This window comes from Marinobacter segnicrescens (assembly GCF_900111555.1).
Classification (GTDB): Bacteria; Pseudomonadota; Gammaproteobacteria; order Pseudomonadales; family Oleiphilaceae; genus Marinobacter; species Marinobacter segnicrescens.
Genome location: NZ_FOHZ01000002.1, coordinates 290040 through 311492, shown reverse-complemented (window position 1 = coordinate 311492; position 21453 = coordinate 290040). Strand labels below are relative to the sequence as shown.

Annotated in this window: 18 protein-coding genes; 14 read left to right on the top strand and 4 right to left on the bottom strand. The window is 59.7% G+C overall.

Annotated elements, in window-relative coordinates:
• Positions 1–66: 66 nt before the first annotated feature.
• The 5 genes from BM036_RS04040 (at position 67) to BM036_RS04020 (ending at position 5182) form a co-directional block, all read left to right on the top strand.
• Positions 67–855 carry an ABC transporter ATP-binding protein gene (locus BM036_RS04040; RefSeq protein WP_091848942.1) on the top strand — a complete coding sequence of 263 codons (789 nt, stop codon included), beginning with the start codon at positions 67–69 and terminating at the stop codon, positions 853–855.
• On the top strand, positions 848–1573 hold the full coding sequence (locus BM036_RS04035) for an ABC transporter ATP-binding protein (protein WP_091848941.1): 726 nt from the start codon (positions 848–850) through the stop codon (positions 1571–1573). The genes BM036_RS04040 and BM036_RS04035 overlap by 8 nt, the downstream gene beginning before the upstream one ends.
• Complete coding sequence (locus BM036_RS04030; RefSeq protein ID WP_218144765.1) at positions 1570–2655, top strand: branched-chain amino acid ABC transporter permease; 1086 nt, start codon at positions 1570–1572, stop codon at positions 2653–2655. Before BM036_RS04035 ends, BM036_RS04030 begins: the two co-directional genes overlap by 4 nt.
• A gap of 12 nt (positions 2656–2667) precedes the next feature.
• Complete coding sequence (locus tag BM036_RS04025) at positions 2668–3873, top strand: branched-chain amino acid ABC transporter permease (protein WP_091848940.1); 1206 nt, start codon at positions 2668–2670, stop codon at positions 3871–3873.
• Positions 3874–4156: 283 nt separating this feature from the next.
• Positions 4157–5182, top strand: coding sequence for an NADP-dependent oxidoreductase (locus tag BM036_RS04020; protein ID WP_091848939.1), 1026 nt, complete (start codon positions 4157–4159; stop codon positions 5180–5182).
• Positions 5183–5481: 299 nt separating this feature from the next.
• On the opposite strand, the gene BM036_RS04015 is transcribed toward BM036_RS04020, so the two are convergent.
• Positions 5482–6357: a crotonase/enoyl-CoA hydratase family protein gene (locus BM036_RS04015; protein WP_091848938.1), complete on the bottom strand. Its 876-nt coding sequence runs from the start codon at positions 6355–6357 to the stop codon at positions 5482–5484.
• Between the two features lie 9 nt (positions 6358–6366).
• Positions 6367–7170 (bottom strand): SDR family oxidoreductase, encoded by an 804-nt coding sequence (locus tag BM036_RS04010; protein WP_091848937.1) that lies wholly within the window; start codon positions 7168–7170, stop codon positions 6367–6369.
• A 169-nt stretch (positions 7171–7339) separates the two neighbouring features.
• Between BM036_RS04010 and BM036_RS04005 the strand changes: the two genes are divergently transcribed.
• The 9 genes from BM036_RS04005 to BM036_RS03965 all read left to right on the top strand — a co-directional run bounded on the left by BM036_RS04005 (position 7340) and on the right by BM036_RS03965 (position 17900).
• On the top strand, positions 7340–8107 hold the full coding sequence (locus BM036_RS04005; protein WP_091848936.1) for an enoyl-CoA hydratase/isomerase family protein: 768 nt from the start codon (positions 7340–7342) through the stop codon (positions 8105–8107).
• Positions 8108–8164: 57 nt separating this feature from the next.
• Positions 8165–9193 (top strand): phosphotransferase family protein, encoded by a 1029-nt coding sequence (locus BM036_RS04000; RefSeq protein ID WP_218144764.1) that lies wholly within the window; start codon positions 8165–8167, stop codon positions 9191–9193.
• A 61-nt stretch (positions 9194–9254) separates the two neighbouring features.
• Positions 9255–9674, top strand: a complete 420-nt coding sequence (locus BM036_RS03995) for a DUF6285 domain-containing protein (protein WP_091848935.1) — start codon at positions 9255–9257, stop codon at positions 9672–9674.
• Positions 9675–9705: 31 nt separating this feature from the next.
• Entirely contained in the window at positions 9706–10983 is a 1278-nt protein-coding gene (locus BM036_RS03990) for an acyl-CoA dehydrogenase family protein (RefSeq protein ID WP_091848934.1), read from the top strand.
• Between the two features lie 189 nt (positions 10984–11172).
• Positions 11173–12327, top strand: a complete 1155-nt coding sequence (locus BM036_RS03985) for a C4-dicarboxylate TRAP transporter substrate-binding protein (protein WP_091848933.1) — start codon at positions 11173–11175, stop codon at positions 12325–12327.
• A gap of 192 nt (positions 12328–12519) precedes the next feature.
• Positions 12520–14073 (top strand): long-chain-fatty-acid--CoA ligase, encoded by a 1554-nt coding sequence (locus tag BM036_RS03980; protein ID WP_091848932.1) that lies wholly within the window; start codon positions 12520–12522, stop codon positions 14071–14073.
• Between the two features lie 144 nt (positions 14074–14217).
• Positions 14218–15366, top strand: a complete 1149-nt coding sequence (locus tag BM036_RS03975; protein ID WP_091848988.1) for a C4-dicarboxylate TRAP transporter substrate-binding protein — start codon at positions 14218–14220, stop codon at positions 15364–15366.
• A 189-nt stretch (positions 15367–15555) separates the two neighbouring features.
• On the top strand, positions 15556–16752 hold the full coding sequence (locus BM036_RS03970; RefSeq protein WP_091848987.1) for an acyl-CoA dehydrogenase family protein: 1197 nt from the start codon (positions 15556–15558) through the stop codon (positions 16750–16752).
• 11 nt (positions 16753–16763) lie between these two features.
• On the top strand, positions 16764–17900 hold the full coding sequence (locus tag BM036_RS03965; RefSeq protein WP_091848931.1) for an acyl-CoA dehydrogenase family protein: 1137 nt from the start codon (positions 16764–16766) through the stop codon (positions 17898–17900).
• Between the two features lie 225 nt (positions 17901–18125).
• On the opposite strand, the gene BM036_RS03960 is transcribed toward BM036_RS03965, so the two are convergent.
• Together BM036_RS03960 and BM036_RS03955 are read right to left on the bottom strand one after the other, a co-directional pair.
• Positions 18126–19775 (bottom strand): AMP-binding protein, encoded by a 1650-nt coding sequence (locus tag BM036_RS03960; RefSeq protein ID WP_091848930.1) that lies wholly within the window; start codon positions 19773–19775, stop codon positions 18126–18128.
• A gap of 10 nt (positions 19776–19785) precedes the next feature.
• Positions 19786–21432 (bottom strand): AMP-binding protein, encoded by a 1647-nt coding sequence (locus BM036_RS03955; protein WP_091848929.1) that lies wholly within the window; start codon positions 21430–21432, stop codon positions 19786–19788.
• Between the last annotated feature and the right edge of the window lie 21 nt (positions 21433–21453).

Sequence of the window (21453 nt, the reverse complement as noted above, 5' to 3'; positions counted from 1 at the left end):
TCCCTCCTGGAAGGCCCCCGGATCCCCGGGGGCCACACAATGAAGAGCAGACAGCCGGAGTTGTTCATGTCATCCGAACAAGCGGTGCTTGAAACCCGTGATCTCACCATCAATTTTGGTGGGCACGTGGCGGTCAACCGGGTCTCCTGCCAGTTCCACAAGGGGACCCTGACCTCCATTGTCGGCCCCAATGGTGCCGGCAAGACCACCTGGTTCAACCTGATTTCCGGGCAGTTGAAGGCCACCGCAGGCCAGGTCCTTCTCAATGGCGAGGACCTGACCGGGCTGACGGCAGCACGTCGGGCCGACAAGGGCCTGGGGCGCGCGTTTCAGCTGACCAACCTGTTTCCCAACCTGACGGCGCTGGAAAATGTGCGCCTGGCCGTCGCCGCCCGTCACCATATCGGTCATGTGTTCTGGCAGATGGCCAGCCACCGCCGGGACCTGACGGACCGGGCCATGGAGTACCTGACCCGGGTCAACCTGGCTAACCGTGCAGGCTACCTGGTATCGGGCCTGCCCCACGGTGATCAGCGCAAGCTGGAAGTAGCCCTGATGCTCGCCCTGGAGCCGGAAGTGTTCATGTTCGACGAACCAACAGCGGGTATGAGCGTCGACGAAGTGCCGGTCATTCTCGACCTGATCGCCGATATCAAGAAACAGCAGGACAAGGTCATCCTGCTGGTAGAACACAAAATGGACGTGGTGCGGTCGCTCTCCGATCGCATCGTTGTCCTGCATAACGGTGAGTTGGTCGCCGATGGCGAGCCGGCGGAGGTGATTGCCTCTCCCGTCGTGCAGGAAGCCTACCTCGGTGCCTCACCGGATCAGCAGCCGGAGGTGGCCCATGGCTGAACCCATACTGAAACTGTCCGGCGTGAAGGCGGACATTGACCAGTACCATATTCTCCACGGTGTCGACCTGGTGGTGCCAAAAGGTGAGCTCACGGTTCTGTTGGGCCGCAATGGCGCCGGCAAGAGCACCACTTTGCGGACCATTATGGGTCTGACCACCCTGACCGGTGGCACCGTGACCTACCAGGGCCAGGACATCAGCCGCTGGCCAACCCCGAAAATTGCTCGGGCGGGTATCGCTTTCGTGCCGGAGAGCATGGGCATTTTCGGCCTGCTGACCGTGCGGGAGAACCTGGTTCTTGCTGCCGTCAGCGGCCCCATGGATGAGGCACGGCTGCAATGGATATTCGACCTGTTCCCGCCCTTGAAGAAGTTCTGGGACAAGCCGGCCGGTACCCTTTCCGGCGGCCAGAAGCAGATGCTGGCCATCGCCCGGGCGGTGATCGAACCGCGGGACCTGTTGCTGGTGGACGAGCCCACCAAGGGCTTGGCGCCGGCGATTATCAATGACCTGGCGGATGCCTTTGATCAGCTCAAAGAGCAGCAGGTGAGCATCCTGCTGGTGGAGCAGAATTTCAACTTCTCTCGCCGCCTGGGCCAGACCGTGGCCGTGATGAACGATGGTGCGGTGGTGCATGCCGGCACCATGGCCGAGCTGGCGGAGAATGAAGAGCTCCAGCAGGACCTGCTGGGCCTTGGACTGGGAGCACACCAATGACTGAGGAGACCACTGCCATGCCGCTGTCCGAAACCGGTTCCGGTAGCGAGCGGGAACGCCGCAGTCCCATTGAGTGGCTGAGGGACCAGCGAGAGCACCGGGCCCACCTGTTCCTGCTGGCCATCATGTTGCTCGCATCGATAGCCGTTATCGACTTTCGCACCTGGCTGGTGCTGACCATCAGCGGTGTAGCCATGGGTGCCGTGCTGTTCCTGATGGCGTCTGGTATGACCCTGACGTTTGGCCTGATGAGCGTACTGAACCTTGCCCACGGTGCCTTTATATCGCTTGGCGCCTTCGCCGGCGGCACCGTGCTGGCCTTCTGGCTGGATGGATTCGCCAGTTCGCCCTCGTTCCTCACCAACCTGGTGGCAATAATACCCGCGCTCCTCTTTGCCGCGTTCATTGCCGGTGTGGTGGGCCTGGTGTTTGAGAAGCTGGTCATCAAACCGGTCTACGGTGACCACCTGAAACAGATCCTCGTGACGGTTGGCGGCTCCATCATCCTGATGCAGCTGATCGAGGTGATCTGGGGGCCCAACGAGATCCCGGTTACCCGCCCGGAAGCCCTGCAGGGCGCGTTCCTTGTGCCAGAGGCCCTGCCGCTGATTGGCGGTATTGTGCTGGAGAAATATCGCCTGGTGGCCGTGGTACTGGGGCTGGCGATTTACGCCGGCATGTTGTGGATTATCGACCGCACTCGTATCGGCATCCTGATCCGGGCTGGCGTGGAAAGCCGGGAGATGGTGGAAATCCAGGGCTACCGGATTCACCTGCTGTTCCTGGGTGTGTTTATTGCGGGTTCGGCGCTGGCGGGACTCGGCGGCGTCATGTGGGGTATGTACAAGGAGCTGCTCACGCCCCATATGGGGGATGAAATGATGATCTCGGTGATTGTGGTGATCATCCTCGGCGGTCTCGGTTCCATCCGTGGCTGTTTCTATGGCGCCCTGCTGGTGGGGCTGATCAACCTCTACATCGGCTTTGTCGAGCCCCGGCTGGCGGCCGTGGCCACGGTGGGGCTGATGGTAGGCGTACTTATGTGGCGGCCCCAGGGGCTGATCCCGGTGATCAAGGTTTAGGGAGAAGCAAAGATGTTAAGTCGAATTCTGTCGGAAGACTTCCCCCGCAGCAAAACCCTGACGGCGCTGCTGCTGGTCATCGTGGTGAGCCTGGCGCTCGGGCCCTTCCTGTTTGACGGTATCCGGGCGTTTACCACCCTGGGTATGATCTGCGTGTTCATCATGGTGGTGGCGGCCTATGACCTGATGCTGGGATACACCCACATCGTATCTTTTGCGCACACCATGTTCTTTGGCATCGGTGCCTATGGTGTCGCCATGGCGGTAGACGGCATGGGTAATTCGTTCGGGGCTGTACTGGTGGGCATTATTGGCGCCCTGGCGGTCAGCTTTGTGCTGTCTCTGTTGCTGGGGCTGTTGTCCCTACGGGTAAAGGCCATCTTCTTTGCCCTGGTGACGCTGGCGGTGGCCTTTGCCTTCCTCAGCCTGGTTACCCAGTTGTATAACATCACCGGCGGTGAGGATGGTATGCGGGTACGGGTGCCCCGTGAGCTGGGCCCTGCGTTCCGGCCCTTTGAGAATTCGTTGCCAGGTATCGATGTTCCCACCTTGCTGAAGGGACTGCTGACCCAGCCCTGGAATATCGGGCAGGTGTGGCAGGAAGCCACGTTCGAGGTGCGCTTTAATGGTCGCAACGTGATGTACTACGTGCTGGTGGCCATGGCAACCGGGGTGTTCCTGTTCCTGCTGCGGCTGGTGAATTCGCCGTTTGGCCGGGTATTGCAGGCGATCCGGGAGAACGAGTTCCGGGCGGAGGCGCTGGGCTATCGTACGGTGGTTTATCGTACCGCGGTGGTTATCCTGTCTGCCCTGGTGGCGACGCTGGCGGGTGCGGGGTTTGCGCTGATCAACCGGTATGTGAACCCGGAGAACACCCTGAACTTCGAGCTGATGGTGTTCATCCTGCTGATGTGCGTTATCGGGGGCATGGGTACGCTGTATGGCGCCATTGTGGGGAGCACGCTGTTCATCCTGGCCCAGAACTACCTGCAGGACCTGCTGGGCTGGGTCGGTCAGTACACCGCCGGGATTCCGCTGGTGGAGAACCTGCTGGGTGAGGACCACTGGCTGCTCTGGTTCGGCGTGCTCTTTGTGCTCAGTGTGTACTTCTTCCCCGCCGGGGTGGTGGGGCAGTTGCGGATCTGGGCTTTGCAGCGGCGTAACCGGAAGTCGCCACCGCCGTCCGGGCCGGAGGCGGAGCCTGTGGCTCAGACCTAAGTGACAAACGGCCTGGCGTCTTGCCTGGGTGCAAGACGTCCCGGCGCTGGGGAGGTCTTTCGCCGCCGCGTTGGAGGGGCGTCCTGCCACCCCAACGCTTCCGGGGCGTCCCTGCCCCTGCTCTGAAAGACCTCCCCAACACCGTGACGCCCCGGACCTCCGGGGCAGTCTCGACTTTTTTCGTTCTCGAACTGAGTGGGGCCAGATTCGTCGTAACGGACGATGTCCGGATAGTGCATAGGGCGCAAACTGTTATCACATACAAGAACAACAGGATGCTCCCATGACCGAGAAGCGTCAGAACCAGCGTTGGGTGCTGCGCAAGCGCCCGGAAGCGGACATTACCGCTGAGCATCTGGAACTGGTTACCCAACCGGTTCCGGATCTTGAGGACGGCCAGGTCCTTATTCGTAATATCTATCTGTCACTGGATCCCACCCACCGACTGTGGATGAGCGACCGCGAGCAATACCTGCCGCCGGTCCAGGTGGGTGACGTTATGCGCGGCGGTACCCTGGGCGTGGTGGAGGAATCCCGTTCCGACCGCTTCAAGGCCGGGGATATCGTCAAACCCGTCGTTGGAGGCTGGGAAGCTTTCACTGTTGCCGATGGCAAGATGGTGCGGCCGGTGGACCGGCATCCGGATATTCCCCTGTCGGCCTATATGTCGGTGCTGGGTTCGACCGGGATCACCGCCTATTTTGGCCTGCTGGATATCGGTAATCCCCAGCCGGGTGACACCCTGGTGGTGTCCGCCGCTGCCGGTGCCGTGGGCTCCATTGTTGGTCAGATTGGCAAGCTGAAAGGTTGTCGGGTCGTCGGTATTGCCGGTGGTCCTGAAAAATGCCGCTGGCTGACCGACGAGCTGGGTTTTGACGGTGCCATTGATTATCGCAATGACGACGTGCCGGCGTCGCTGGACCGCCTGTGTCCGGACGGTGTGGATATCCAGTTCGAGAATGTGGGCGGCGACATCATGGACGCCATCTACAATCGCCTGAATCTCAATGGCCGGCTGTCCCTGTGTGGCATGATTTCCCGCTATAACGATGAGGGCGTGATGCCCGGTCCGAAGGACTTTGGCCGCGTGCTGATGAAGCGCCTGACGGTGAAGGGCTTTATCGTGATCGACTATCAGAAGCGGTTCCCCGAGGCCCTGGAGGCACTGACCGAGTGGGTCAGCAAGGATCAGCTGAAGTGGAAGAACCATGTGGTCGAGGGCCTGGACAATGCCCTGGATGGTCTTTCACTGCTGTTCACCGGCGGTAACGACGGCAAGCTGATGGTCAGGGTGTCAGAAGAGCCATAAGTTACATGCCATGAGTCTTCTCCTGTAAAGCGAGCGAACCTCGAGCGGAGGCGATAGACAGCCACCATACTGTCACCGGAGACCTTTAGTGGGTACTCCGGTTTTTTTGCTTAGGGAGTTGGCATGATCTGTCGGGAGGTTAGCTCTGGAAGCACACCCAGGGTCTGGGGCGATCCGGGGTGGGGAGGTCTTTCAGAGCAGGGGCATGGATGCCCCGGAAGCGTTGGGGTGGCAGGACGCCCCTCCGACGCGGCGGCGAAAGACCTCCCCGCCTCGGAGCGGCTTGCACCGGAGTCCAATCACCGAAACTCCGGCTCCCCCTGCCAGTCAAAAAACGCCGGCATGTCGGTGGACACCTTGTTGGGATATTCCGCTGGCCGCTTCTCCAGGAACGACGCCACACCCTCCTTGGCATCCGCTGACGCACCACGGGCCTGGACCGCGCGGCTATCCAGCTGGTGGGCTTCCATGGGATGGCTGGCGCCGGCCATGCGCCACAGCATCTGGCGGGTCATGGCGACGGACACCGGGGCGGTGTTGTCGGCGATTTCACGGGCGATGGCGACGGCGGCGGGGTAGAGGTCTTCCGGCGCATGGACGGATTCCACCAGGCCGCGTCTTTCCAGCTCATCGGCGTTGATCAGTCGTCCGCTCATGCACCAGTTCAGCGCAGTGGACAGCCCGACGGCCCGGGAGATAAACCAGGACGAAGCTGCTTCCGGTACGATACCCCGGCGAGCGAAGACGAAGCCATAGCGGGCCTTTTCGGAGGCCAGGCGAATGTCCATGGCCAGGGACATGGTGGCCCCCACACCGACGGCAGCGCCGTTAATGGCTCCAATCACCGGTTTCAGGCTACGGAAAATGCGCAGCGACACCATGCCGCCGCCGTCGCGATTGACGCCGTTGGCCAGCGGGTCCGGTGCATTACCTTTCTGCTCCTCGTAGTTGAAGGTGTCGGCGCCACCAGACAGGTCCGCCCCGGCGCAGAACGCCTTGCCGGCACCGGTGACGATTACCGCACGCACGTTGTCGTCGGCATCGGTCTGGTCGAAGGCCGCAATGAGCTCATCCATCATCTGCAGGGTGAAGGCGTTCATCCGGTCCGGCCGGTTGAGGGTGATGGTGGCAATGCCGTCCTCGACGCCAAGGGTAATGGTTTCAAACTGACTCATGGAAACTCCTTATCCGGCGATCATGGCGGAACAGCCGCCGTCGATGTAGAGAACCTGGCCGGTGGTGTGCTTGCCGGCGTCGGAGGCGAACATGACGGTGGCGCCCTTGAGGGCCTCGTCGTCGCCGGTCTGGCGAAGGGGGACGTTGCGGATCAGGCCTTCGTCGCCGTGCTGGTCCTTCAGGCCCTTCGACATCTTGCTGGGGAAATAGCCCGGGCCGATGGCGTTGACGGTAATGCCGTGAATGCCCCATTCCGCGGCCAGCGCACGGGTGAAGGTCACTACCGCACCCTTGCTGGTGTTGTAGCCGATGGCGGTCATCAGGTCCCGGTTGCCGCCAATGGCGGCGTTGGACGCGATATTGATGACGCGGCCATACTTGCGGGGAATCATGCTCTTTTTCGCCACTTCACGGGTCAGCAGGAACAGGTTGCGCACGTTAAGGGTCATCACCTTGTCCCAGCCGTCCATGGGGTAGTCTTCGGCGGGCGCGCCCCAGGTGGCTCCGGCGTTGTTCACCAGTACATCTATATGGCCCAGGGTGGCAATGGCCTGGTCGGCCAGGGCGATAACATCGTCCTCGTTGGCCAGGTTGGCGACGATGGGAGTGACATCGTGGCCGGCGGCCCGCAGTTCCTCAGCGGCTTCCTTGAGGTCGGCTTCCTTGCGGGAGCTGATCACCAGTTTTGCACCGGCCTCACCCAGGGCATGGGCCATCTGCAGGCCAAGCCCGCGGGAGCCGCCGGTCACCAGTGCGGTGCGGCCTTTCAGGTCGAACAGTTGCTGCACGTTACGTGCGGGGGAATCGCTCATGATGCCAATCCTCTTGTGGTTTTTGTGATCGTGCCACCGTGACGCAGCCAGCGCCCGGAGACATCGTCCTTTGCGACGAAAACACTCCCACCCGACCGGATTCGTCGGTTCAGACGATGCTCCGAAAGCGCTTCGGGCCGAGGATGGAGAAAAACAAGGAGAATGCCCCATGAGCAACTACACCGCCGTCGAATACCAGGCCCGTGATGCCGTCGCCTGGATTCACATGAATCGCCCGGACTCCCTCAATGCCTTTAACGAAGATCTGCGCCGTGACCTGGCTGCTGCCCTGCGTCAGGCCGCCGATGACGACGCCATCAAGGTAGTGGTACTGGCCGCCAATGGTCGTGCTTTCTGCGCCGGTGCTGACCTGCTGGAGGACAACTCTCCGGACAAGTCCGATGTCACCCAGCAGTTGCTGGAGTCTTACAAACCCATCCTGGATACCATCCAGAACATGCCCAAGCCGGTGATCGGCGTGGCCCCGGGCGTTGCTGCCGGCGTTGGCGCCTCAGTGCTGATGAGCTGCGACCAGGTGGTCATGGCGGAAGAGTCGCGCATCTACATGGCCTTCAGCCATATCGGGCTAGTGCCGGATGGCGGCGCCACCTGGCTACTGTTCCAGACGCTGGGTTACCACCGCGCCTTTGCCCTGATTACCGAGGGTGGCAGCATCAGTGCCCAGGAATGCCTGGCGCTGGGCCTGGCCCGAACCGTGGTGCCCCAGGACCAGACCGAGCAGGCTGCCGCGGACATTGCCGCGACCCTGTGCGAGCGCTCAGCCATCGCGACGGCCGAAGCGAAGGCGCTACTGCGCCAGGCGGCCACCGCATCCTACGATGAGATCTTCCAGGCGGAAGCGATCGTGCAGAAACGTTGCCTGCAGAGCGACGAATCCCGTGAGGCTATTGCCCGCTTCAAGAACAAGGGTAAGTGACCGGTTACCGGATCCGACGACCTGTTTACCATCGTAACCACGGGGAGTAACCAAGCCATGGCCGAACCCGCACATGATCTGCAAGGCCCCGCCAACGGGGAGGATATGGCTCAGAAGCTGACCCGGGTGGTGCAACGCCTGCACCCTGGTGCCCGCGTCGAGAACCTGAGTCGTCTCACCGGTGGTGCCAATCAGCAGATGTGGTCCTTCGATGTGGTAACGGATACGGATCGGTTGTCCATGATCCTGCGCCAGGCGAGTAGCTGGAACCAGGATGCTGAAAACGTCATGCAGCTGGACGACGAGGCGCGCCTGGTCATACGGGCCGGGGAGGGTGGTGTGCCGGTGCCCCGGGTCCACGAGATACTGCAGCCAGGTGACAGGCTGGGCAGTGGCTACCTGATGGCCCGGGTGGAGGGTGAAACCCTGCCGCCGAAGATTCTTAAAGGCGAACAGTACGCAGCAGCCCGGGACATACTGGCGCGCCAGTGCGGCGAGGTCCTGGCCGAGATCCATCGCTTGCCGGTGGATGACTTCATCTTCCTCAACTCCCTGACTCCCGGAGACATGGTGGAAAGCCTTTATCGGGAATATCAGGGGTACGGTGAGTCACGGCCGATCTTCGAACTGGCCTTTCGCTGGCTGAGGGACAACCTGCCTGAAACACCGAAGGCACTGACCCTGGTTCATGGCGATTTCCGCCACGGCAACCTGATGGTGGATGAGCGCGGCCTGGCCTCTGTGCTGGACTGGGAGCTGGCCTTCCTTGGCGACCCCATGGCCGACCTTGGCTGGCTGTGTGTGAACTCCTGGCGTTTCGGCAACATCGATCAGCCGGTCGGTGGCTTCGGCACCCGCGAGCAACTGTTTGATGGCTACGAAGCCGCCAGTGGGCAGCGGCCTGATCCGCAGCGTGTTCGTTTCTGGGAAATCCTGGGAACCCTGCGCTGGGGCATCATGTGCCAGAGCATGGCTGCGTCGTTCGTGGCCGGCCATGACACTTCCCCGGAGCGGGGTGCCATCGGACGCCGGGCGTCAGAAACCGAGGTGGACCTGCTCCGTGAACTGGTACCCCTGAATTCCTGATCCCCTGACCCCTGAACGGCCTGAACCCCTGACAGGCCTGAACCCTGGAAAGAGTGAACCCATGCAGGATCTACCGGACAACACCGCCTTGCTGGCCTCCGTGGAGGCCTTCCTGAAAGACGAAGTCATGCCACAACTGGACGCTGCCGGGGCCTTTCGTGCACGGGTATCCACCAATGTGCTGGGCATGGTCCGTCGGCACCTGGAACAGGCCGGCAGGGATGGCGTTCACGATGAACGTGAACTGCTAACCCAACTGATCGGCAAGAAGGGCACCCTGGCTGGCCAGACGGCCGAGCTGTGTCAGCTGATTGCCTCAGGCAACCTGACGCCGGACGACCCCCGCCTTCGGGATTACCTGTGGCTCACTACCCTGGCAAAGGTGGGAGTAGACCAGCCGAAATATTCCGGATACCGGCGTGCCCGCGAGGAATGGGCCGCGTTCCGGGCGGCGACACCCGCACAGCACCCTCATTTGTAAAAGCTTTTTCTAACATTCCTGGAGAGCTCTGATGGATTTTAACCTGCCAAAAGAACTGACTGACTACCTGGCGGAACTGGACCAGTTTATCGAACAGAAGATCAAGCCACTGGAACAGAAAGACGACAATATCCGTTTCTTCGATCACCGTCGTGAATGGGCCCGTACCGATTTCGAGGGCGGTGGCCTGCCTCGTAAAGAATGGGAGGACCTGCTCAAGGAAGCGCGGCGCGTGGCAGACGAAGCGGGTCACCTGCGCTTCCCGCTGCCATCGGATTTCGGGGGCAAGGACGGTTCCAACCTGGCAATGACGGTGATCCGAGAGCACCTCGCCGCAAAGGGTCTCGGCCTGCATAACGACCTGCAGAACGAGCACTCCATCGTGGCCAATAACCCCTTCGTTCTGCTATTCCGCGATTTTGGTACAAAGGAGCAGTACGCCGAGTTCGTCGACAAGATGCTTAATGAAGAGTATCAGCTGGCCTTCGGCCTCACCGAACCGGAGCATGGTTCGGACGCCACCCATATGGAAACCCGCGCGGTACCCGAAAAGCGGGACGGGGTTGATGGCTGGCTGATCAACGGCGAAAAAATGTGGACCACCGGCATGCACACCGCCACCCACTGTGTCACCTTCGTGCGCACCAGTGGCAAGGATGGCGATGCGAAGGGGATCACCGCCCTGATCGTGCCGTCTGATGCCGACGGGGTAAAGGTGGAAGAGTATCTGTGGACTTTCAATATGCCCACCGACCATCCCCGGGTCAGCTTTACCAACGTCTGGGTGCCGGAAGCCGCCGTGTTCGGCCCCATGGACGGTGGCCTGGCCATTGCCCAGCACTTTGTCCATGAGAACCGTATCCGCCAGGCAGCCTCCAGCCTTGGCGCGGCGGACTATTGCATCCGCGAGAGCGTGAAATACGCTCGCGAACGTAAACCTTTCGGCCAGGAGCTTGCCCGCAACCAGGGTATCCAGTTCCCCATGGTGGAACTGGCCACCCAGGTGGAGATGCTCCGTCTGCTGATCCGCAAGACTGCCTGGGAAATGGATCAGATGTCCAAGCCGGAAGTGGCCAAGCAGATCTCAGACAAGGTGGCCATGTGTAACTTCTGGTCCAACCGACTGTGCTGCCAGGCAGCCGACCAGGCCATGCAGGTCCATGGTGGCATTGGCTATTCCCGCCACAAGCCGTTCGAGCACATCTACCGGCACCACCGCCGTTACCGCATTACCGAAGGCTCTGAGGAAATCCAGAAGCGCAAGGTGGGGGCCTTCCTGTTTGGTTACCTGGGGCCGAACAAGCACTAGTACCCATCCGAAGTCGGGTAATGAAAACGATGCCGGTTCGCCGGCATCGTTTTTTTTATCTGTTCAATAATTCGTCGTATCCGACGGGGGATGGTTCAGGATGTCAGTAATAAGCTGAAGCAGGCTGTTCGAAAAACAACAAACAGGCGCCGTAACCAAAACGCGCCGAAGATGAACCCGGAGGTTCCCATGACATTACGCAAGGCCATTCAGCAATTCGCAGCGCCACTGGCGCTTGGCAGCATGATGCTTACCGCTGGTGCCAACGCCACCACCATCTCCCACGCAACGGGCTATCCCCCCAACTCTATTGGTGCCAACTCTGCCGAGGTCTACGCCAAGGCCCTGGAAGAAATTTCCGGTGGTGACCTGAAAGCGAAGGTCTACGCCGGCTCGCTGCTCAGCTTCCTGGAAACTTCGCCAGGTATCCGGGATGGCATGGCGGATTCCGGGTTTATCCTGCTGTCCTATTATCCAAGCGAGTTCCCGGTTACCAACCTCGTTGGTGAGCTGAGCATGCTGACCGAACTGGTGGACGTGGCGCCCAGTCACGCCGGCCTTGCCTATGTAGGGGCCATGTCTGAATTCATCATGAACGACTGTCCGGAATGCATCGAGGAATTTGCTGCCCAGAACCAGGTATTTACCGGTGGCTCGGCCAGTACGGCCTATTTCCTGCTGTGCAACCAGCCGGTAACCAACATGGAGCAGGTCAAGGGCAAGCGTTTCCGTACGGCTGGCGCCCACTGGGCGAGGTGGGCGGGAAAGGTCGGCGCCACACCGGTTTCCATGTCCATTGCCGAAACCTACGAAGCCCTCAACCAGGGTGTGCTTGACTGCACCCTGAGCTCCCCGACGGAGCTGGACATCTTCAAGCTGAAGGAAGTGACTTCCGACATTACCGTGAAGGTTCCTGGTGGTGTCTACGGGGCAACCGCGGTCAACAATGTCAGCCAGGATGTGTGGAACAGCCTGACGGAAGAGCAGCGTCGCCATGTCCTCAAGGCCACGGCGGTTCTGGGGGCCGACATCAGCTGGGAATATCAGCTCAGTGCCACCCGTGAGATGGAAAATGCGGGTGACAGCGGCATTACCGTACATCAGCCCTCCGAAGAGCTGGTTCAGGTGACAGAGGAGTTCATCCGCAATGACCTGGACACGATCGTAGAGCGCTATGAAGAGCGGTACGGCGTTGTGGGCGCAGACCTGGTTATCGACAGTTTCCGCTCCCTGCTGACCAAGTGGGCAGGCCTGGTGGAAGGCATCGATAACGCCGATGACCTGGCGGACCTGTACTGGAACGAGATTTATTCGAAAGTGGATGTGAGTCAGTACAGCCAGTAATACCGGCCCCATCGCGTTTGCTTCCCCTTCTCTGGCAGAAGGGGAAGCCTCACTCTCCAACCTCTTTTGCCTGCCCTTCCCTTATTTCCGGTCCAATTTCGTCTGTACCGACGACGCCGATTTGCGTTCCCCCTTGGCACTATCACTCCCAACCGTTCCAGCACTTTACAAAAACAGCAAGAGACCTCACCCATGTACCTGACGCAATTTCTCCATAAGGCCGTTCGTGAATACCCCAATGACGAGGCGGTGGTATTCGGAAACCGCCGCCAGACCTGGGCCCAGCTCACCGACCGCGTTGCTCGCCTCGCGGGTGTGTTGCAGAAGCTCGGCATGGGCGAGGGTGACCGGGTAGGTATCCTTGGCCTGAATTCAGACCGCTATATGGAGACGGTTTTCGCCTCACTCTGGGGTGGCGGCGTGTTCAATACCGTCAACATCCGCTGGAGCGCCCCGGAGATTGCCTACTCCCTGGATGACTGCGACACGCAGATTCTGTTCGTGGATGACGAGTTCGCGCCGTTAATCGAGACGGTAAAGGCGAAATCCTCTGCCCTCAAGACCGTAGTCTATATGGGAGAGGGCACAGCGCCGGAGGGTTGTGAAGACCTGGAAAGCCTGATGGCTGGTGCCAGCCCGGTGCCGGATGCCGGTCGTCGTGACAAGGACCTGGCCGGCATCCTCTATACCGGTGGCACCACGGGCAAGCCCAAGGGTGTCATGCTCAGCCACGGCAATCTTTACCTGAGCGCCCTGAGCACGGTCATCCCCGCCTGCCGCCGTGACCGCATTGTGGGGCTGCAAGCAGCACCTTTCTTCCATGTGGCAGGCATAGGCCTTATCGTTCAGCTTTCCATTCGTGGTGGCACCCACGTTATCCTGCCTCGCTTCGAGCCGCTTCCGGTGATCGAGGCTATCGAACGGGAAACGGTAGTGGAGACCTTCCTGGTGCCCACCATGCTGCGGGCGGTGCTGGACCATCCGGACTTTGACAAGCACGACACCAGTTCCCTGCGCTGCCTGATCTACGGCGCCTCGCCCATGGACAGCGCCCTGCTCAAGCGAGCCATGGCCAAGCTGCCCAATGCGGATTTCCTGCAGATGTACGGCATGACCGAGCTTTCGCCCACGGTCACCATGCTGCTTCCGGAAGTGCACGCCGACCCGGCCCAGCACGACAAGCTGATGTCTGCCGGTAACCCCACTCACATCGCCGAGATTCGCATTGTCGATCCAATGGATAATGAGGTGGAGCGGGGACAGGTTGGTGAAATCTGCGCCCGCGGGCCCATGGTCATGCAGGGCTACTGGAACAAGGAAGAGCAGACCCGTGACGCGATCCGCGACGGCTGGATGCACACCGGCGATGCCGGGTACATGAGTGATGACGGCTACCTGTTCCTGGTGGACCGGATCAAGGACATGATTGTTACCGGTGGCGAGAACGTCTATTCCGTGGAAGTGGAAGATGTCCTGCTGCAACACCCTGCCGTATCCCAGTGCGCCGTCATCGGCGTGCCCGACGAGAAGTGGGGTGAACGGGTGCATGCGGCCATTGTCCTGCGGGACGGTCACGAGCTGGATGAGGCTGATGTTATTGCCTTCTGCAAGGAACACATTGCCGGCTACAAGTGCCCCCGCAGCTTTGAGGTACGGACCGAGATGCCCATGTCCGGCGCCGGCAAGCTGCTGAAATTCAAGATCAAGGAAGAGCACTGGAAAGGCAAGGGCCGAAATATTGGCTGACCAGCCAGCATGGGTAGCCAAATCGTCCTTAAAGACGATGGTTCCTTTCGGTCATCGTTCTACATTGCCCCCCACAATCCTATCCACAAGAACTTTACCGGTGGCGCGCCGCAGCGGTCGCGCCCCGGTTCGGAGATAAGCACCATGAAAACACTGATCAAAACCGGTCTCACGTCCGTCGCGGCTGCAGGCATCCTGGTGGCCGGTACGGCCACCGCAGAGACCATTTCCCACGCGACCGGATATCCGCCCAATTCCATTGGCGCCGACGCAGCAAACAGTTTTGCCGAAGCCCTGAAGGAAATCTCCGGTGGCGACATGACGGCCAAGGTCTATGCAGGCTCGTTGCTGAGCTTCTCGGAGACCTCGCCGGGTATCCGGGATGGCATGGCCGATTCAGGTTTTGTACTGCTGTCCTACTACCCCAGTGAATTTCCTGCGGCCAACCTGGCCGGTGAGCTGAGTATGCTGGTGGATCTTGAGGATGTTCCGCCCAGTCATTCGGGCCTGGCCTATGTGGGCGCCCTGGCGGAGTTTGTTTTCAACCATTGCGATACCTGCGTCGATGAATTTGCCGGCCAGAACCAGGTCTTCACCGGCGCATCGGCCAGCTCTGACTATATGCTGCTGTGCAATAAAGAGGTATCCACCCTCGATCAGCTGCAGGGCAAGCGCATCCGCAGTGCCGGCCCCCAGTGGGCTCGCTGGGCAGAGTCCCTGGGTGCCACGCCGGTTACCCTTTCGGTCAGTGACTCCTATGAGGCCCTGAACCAGGGTGTGCTGGACTGCAGCATCAGTTCCAGTGTTGACCTCGACATCTTCAAGTTGAAGGAAGTGGTGACAGACATCACTCCCGAGGTCCCCGGGGGTGTCTATGGCGGTACCGCGGTCAACAACGTCAACCGGGATGTCTGGGCCGGTCTGAGTGAACAGCAGCGCCGCGACGTGCTCAAGGCGACCGCTGTTCTGGGCGCTGTGATCAGCTGGGATTACCAGGTAGGTGCGGCCAAAGAACTCGAGGCTGCCGAAGGTAATGGCATCACTGTGCATGAAGCTTCCGAAGAGCTGCAGCAGGCTTCCAGTGAATTTGTCCGCAGCGATATCGGAAAGATTGCCGCTAACTACGAGGAGCGTCACGGCATTGAAAACGCTGAAGAACTGGCTGCCACCTTCCGTGAATTGCTGGGCAAGTGGGTAGAGCTGACCCGCGACATCGACAATGTGGATGACCTTGCCGATCTGTACTGGGATGAGCTTTACTCCAAAGTGGATGTGAGCAGCTACGCTCTATAACCCAAAGCTCTCGGTGAGCTACTCCCCTCTCCCCTATGCGGGAGAGGGGCCGGGGGTGAGGGGAAGCTCCAACTCCGCAGTTCGCCGCCGTTCACCCTCACCCTGACCCTCTCCCATCAACGGAGAGGGAATTAATGTCTCTCAGGTTGTGCAATTGCGCGACCGCCTTAGATGGACCCCGAGGCCGCCATGAACACCGAACTCAACACCTTCCGTCACCAGATCCGCGAGTTCATCGAACAGCACGCGGATGATGAGATCCTGGAAGCTGGCCGCAAGACCACCAGCTTTTTCCCGCCCTTCGACCAGGTGATGAAGTGGCACCGTATCCTCCATAGTCAGGGCTGGTCCGCCATCCGCTGGCCAGAGGAATACGGCGGTACTGGCTGGGATGTGCCGCGGCAGCTGATCTTCGAGGAAGAGTGCCGGCGTGCTGGCGTGCCCCTGCTGTTGCCCCAGAGCATTTCCATGGTGGGCCCTGCCATCATCCATTACGGCACCGATGAGCAGAAACGCAAGCACTTGCCGGGCATCCTTTCCGGTGAGAATTTCTGGGCCCAGGGGTACTCCGAACCCAATGCCGGTTCCGACCTGGCGTCCCTGAAATGCCGGGCTGAGCGGGACGGGGATCACTACGTGATCAATGGTTCCAAGACCTGGACAACCTACGCCCACCACGCCAATCGCCTGTTCCTGCTGGTGCGTACCGGTGGTGCTGGCAAACCGCAGCAGGGCATCAGCTTTTTCCTGATCGAGGACCTGACCGACCCGGGCATCGAGATCCGGCCCATCATCGGCCTTGATGGTGTACCGGAGCAGTGCGACGTGTTCTTTACCAACGTCCGGGTTCCGGTGGATTGCTGTCTCGGGGAGGAGAATGACGGCTGGTCCGTGGCCAAGTACCTGCTGGAGCACGAACGGGGTGGGGGAACCTCCTTCGCCACCACCTTCCGCCATGAACTGGCCACCATCCGTCGGCTGGCTGGCCGCACCGGTGACGGCTTCGGTGGCTTCCTGGCGGATGACCCGGTATTCCAGGACCGCTACGTCCGGTTGCACCTGGAGGTGGACACCCTGGAGGCCACCGAAGAAGTGTTTGCAGCCATGGAGAAAGGCTCGCCGGAATCCGGCCCCATGAGCTCCATGATCAAGATTACCTCCATGGAGACCATCCAGCGCATCACCGAGCTGGCCATCGATGTGGCGGGAACCCCGTCACTGGCACTGCAACTGGCCGCCCTGACCGTGGCCAGTGGCGTGGAACCCATCGGTGACGACGATGCTGTAACCCTGATGCCCAAGTACCTGAACAACCGTGCCGCCTCTATCTTTGGTGGCAGTAACGAAATTCAGCGCAATATCATCGCCAAGACCCTGTTGCGGTAAGGAGACGGACCATGAGTACCCTCAGCCAGGAAACCCGCTCCATGCTGGAGGACAGCGTTAACCGGTTCGTACAGGGCGAGTACACCTTCGACGACCGCAAACGCAATCTGAAGGAGCATCAGGGGCAATCCCCGAGTCATTGGCAGACCTTTGCCGAGATGGGATGGCTGGCTATTCCGTTTGCTGAAGAACAGGGTGGCCTGGGCGGCGACAACACCGACACCCTGGGTGTGATGAAAGGCTTTGGCAGAGGCCTGGTGACTGAACCCTACCTGGGCGTGCTGGCGGCGGCACGCCTGCTGGCGCTTGCTGAAGCGAAAGGTGAGGGTGCTGAGTTATTGGCAGGCATTATCTCTGGCGCCCGCCAGGCAGTGTTCGCCTGCGAAGAACCTCAGAGCCGGGGCAACCCCCTGGCAGTGGCAACCCGTGCCGAACCTGATGGTAGCGGTTATCGCCTCAGCGGTGAAAAAATCGCCGTCATGCACAGTCTGACAGCCAGCCATGTGCTCGTGTCCGCCCGCAGCGAAGGCGATTATACCGACCATGGGGGTATCGACCTGTTCCTGGTGGAGCTGGACTCGCCGGGTGTGGACGTCACCGGGTATCCGATGATCGATGGCCATCAGGGTGCCAACATGCGATTTGACGGGGTGGCGGTCAGTGCTGCCCAGCGCCTGACCGACGAGGGCGAAGCTGCCACCATTATCCTGCAGGTGCACAGTGAAAGCCTGCTGATGCTGGCGGCGGAAGCGGTGGGCATCATGGAAACCCTGGTGAAGAAAACCGTCGCCTACACCCGCACCCGCAAACAGTTTGGCGTCGCCCTGGCGGAGTTCCAGGTGCTGCAGCACCGTATGGCCGAGATGTACATCGAAACCACCAGCCTCGCCAACCTGCTGACCCAGACCGCCCATCGCTGGACAGGGGCCGACGTCCACCAGCAGGCCATCCTCGCCTCAAAACTCAAGGCCCGCCTGGGCCAGGCCGCCCGCTATGTGGGCCAGCAGGCCATTCAGCTACATGGCGGTATCGGTATGACCGACGAGCTGGATATCGGTCACTATTTCAAGCGACTGACGTCTATAGAGCTGCAACTGGGTAATGCCGAGTGGCACCGGAAGCGGTTGTGGCGGGAGCATGCGGCCTGAGCAGAACGCAATCTTGTCGTCTGGCGAGGTCTGTCCCCTTGTTATGAAAGTCCGGGCCGGATATCCCCTTCCGAACCAGTCAGAGAACAGGGTTCTCGTTTCGGAAGGGGATATCCGGCCCGGGCGTTTGCAGCAAACAGGACAATAAGTCCGGATCAATCTTCGATAAGAATCAGGTCATGCTCCGGTGTCGGGTACCAGGGCGGTCAGGTCAAAGTGGTCACATTAATCCTTCAAAAGTCTCCTTAAGAGCTTTCCGGCACCCGTAGCCGGCAGGGAGTCCCGAAACTCGATGATGCGAGGGTACTTGTAGGCCGCCATATTCTCCCGGGCCCAGTCGATTAACTCCTGTTCGGTCACCTGTCCCTTATGGTCGGGATGGAGCACCGCAACGAGCTTTACCGTTTCTCCTCGCTTTTCATCAGGGACCCCAATGGCTGCGCATTGGGTGACCGTGGGGTGACGAAGCATCAGTGCCTCGACATCTTCCGGGAACACGCTATACCCGGAACATTTGATCATTTCCTTGATTCGGCCCGTGAAGAACAGGTAGCCGTCTTCGTCAAAATAGCCAACGTCCCCGGTATGGACCCAGCCATCGCGCAGCGTTTCGGCCGTCGCATCCGGTCGTTTCCAATAGCCTTTGAAAACACCTTTGTTACGAATTACGATCTGACCGCTCTGTCCCTTGGGTAAAGGCTCTTCCGACTCGAGGTCCAGGATACGGATCTCGTTCTCTGGCATCGGTATACCGCAACTGCCCCACTTGATTCTTTCTTTTGGCATGAAAGTGTCAGATGTATGGGTTTCGCTCAGACCAAAGGCAGCTTCATGGATCTGGGCACCGGTTAGTGCTTTCCATTCTTCGGCCAACTTCTCTGTTACCGGAATGCCAAAGCTTGTTGCCGGGTTATTGCGGATGCATCGCAGGTTCCGTTGTTCGATACCGGGCATATCGAGAATTGCACGCAGCATTGGGGCAATGCTGTACCACATGTCGCAACGGTAAACCTCAAACGCCCGCACCACCGTTTCCGGATCGAACCGGGGCAGAATAACCGTTGTCCTGCGTGTGTAGACCGGCATGTAAACGCCGGAATTCATGCCAGCAATGTGACAGAACGGCGCCACGGCTAACGAGCACCCGTCAGGTTCGACCTTGTTTGCCATCATGGAGGCGGCGGTCTTGTAGAGAGCGCTTCCGAAACTCAGCATGGCACCTTTTGGCCGGCCGGTTGTGCCGGATGTAAATGTCATCAGAGAAATGTCATTCCAAAGGTCGACTGGCTCCGGTTCTTCCAGAGGTTGGTACTCGGCCAGTATCTGCGATAGATCGACCGCGCCATTAGCGACCGAGGGTCGCTCTTTCAGAAAAGCGGGCACGTCCAGGGTCGGGCTCTCTGGAAGGTAGTCCGCATAGGCTGTACATACGACGACTTCAAGGCTGGGCACACTTGACTGAACCCGCTGGACGGTGGCAAGCAAGTCAGCGCCAGCGATGACAGCACGGGCTTCAGCATTGCCAAGCTGATACTCGACTTCCGCATCCTTGTATTGGGGGTTCAGTGGGGAAACGATGGAACCGATCATCTGAATCGCATAGTGCGCAATGGGATACTGGGGGCAGTTCTGCATATACAGGCCGACCCGGTCTCCTTTGCTAACCCCTTTTTCCTTGAGGAAAGCTGCCAGTTTTCGCGTTGACTGACCTAACTCTTTCCAGGTCACCGCCCTGCCGTAAAAGATATACGCTGGTCTATCCGGAATATCCCGCTCGTTATCGAACAGATATTCATGAATGGGCTTCTCGCCATTGAGATAGGAAACCTCCCGGGGAAGCCCGGGGGGCCAGTAATCCGTGTTCTTGGTGTTCATAGCGGGTCCTTTATTCATCTTTAAGCAGACGTCGCAGCACCTTACCGGCACCTGTGGCGGGCAGAGAATCACGGAATTCGACGTATCTGGGGTATTTGTAGGCTGCCATGTTGTCTTTGGCCCAATCGATGATGTCGTGCTCCGAGACCTTGCCGTCATAGTCGGGCTTGAGGACCACGAAGAGCTTCACGGTTTCACCCCGGTTCTCATCAGGCACTCCGATCGCGGCAGACTGGGCAATGGCCGGGTGGTTCAACATCAGGGCTTCAACGTCTTCCGGAAAAACGCTGTACCCGGAGCATTTGATCATCTCCTTGATCCGACCGGTGAAGAACAGGTAACCGTTTTGATCGAAGTGACCCACATCGCCGGTGAAGACCCATCCGTTTTTCAGGGTTTCATTGGTCGCATCGGGGCGCTGCCAATAGCCCTTGAATACGTAGGGGTTGCCGACTGCAATTTCGCCAGACTGGCCTGGTGGCTGTTCTTTTCCGGTTTCAATGTCGACAATGCGGATGTCATTTCCCGGCATAGGCCGACCACAGCTACCCCAGACGATAGCGTCACGGGGCATGTAGGTGTCCATGGTGTGAGTTTCGCTCAAACCGTATGACGCTTCGTGCATCTGGCAACCGGTGAGTGCTTTCCATTCCTCGGCGAGGCTTTCGGTAACGGGAATGCCGAAGCTCGTGGCCGGGTTAAATCGCAGGGAGCTCAGATCGCGGGACTGAACGTTCGGCAAGCTGAGGATCGCCCGGTTCATCGGGGCGATGCTGTACCACATATCGACTTTATACTTCTCGAGGGCCTGGACGGTGGTCTCCGGATCGAATCTTGGCAAGATAATGGTTGTCCAGCGGCCATAGACGCCCGCATAGACACCTAGACACATACCGGCTATGTGGCAGAAAGGGGCGATTGCGAGAGAAGTGCTACCCTGCTCCAGCCCATTGGACTGGAATAGCGCAGCTGTTTTGAACGTCGCGGCACCAACCGGCAACATGGCGCCTTTAGGGCGGCCGGTGGTGCCAGAGGTAAACGTCATCAGGGCAATGTCATTGTCGAAATCGACAGGTTCGGGCTCATTGATCGGCTGAGTTTCATCAATGGCGGACACCAGGTCAAATGTGTTCTCAGGGGTCGCAGGCGCCTGTGTCAGGTCATCAGGAACCGAAAGAGTCGGCAAGCCGGGCAGGTAATCTGCATAGCGGGTAGTGATGACCAGTTTCAGCTGAGACAGCTTGTCTCTGACAGCCTCAACCATGGGATACAGGTCAGTTCCGCAAATAACAGCCTTGGCCTCGGCGTTATCAAGCTGGTATTCGACTTCGGCAGTTTTGTACTGGGGATTAAGGGGTGTAATGACCGCCCCCAGCATCTGAATGGCGTAATGAGCGATCACGTATTGTGGACAGTTCTGGAGATAGAGTCCGACATGATCTCCCTTGCCAATGCCCTTCTCTCGCAGGAATCCGGCAAGCCTCCTGGTTGAGTCTGCCAATTCCCTCCAGGGGACTTCGCGGCCATAGAAAATATACGCGGCCTGGTCTGGTGCCTCTTTCGCATTCAGAAGCAGGTAATCGTGCATCGGCCGGGCACCGTTGCGATAGGTAATTTCATTGGCAGCGTCGGCAAAGTGGGCGTTCGGGAGACTCATCGTTTTTGCTCCTTGTTATTG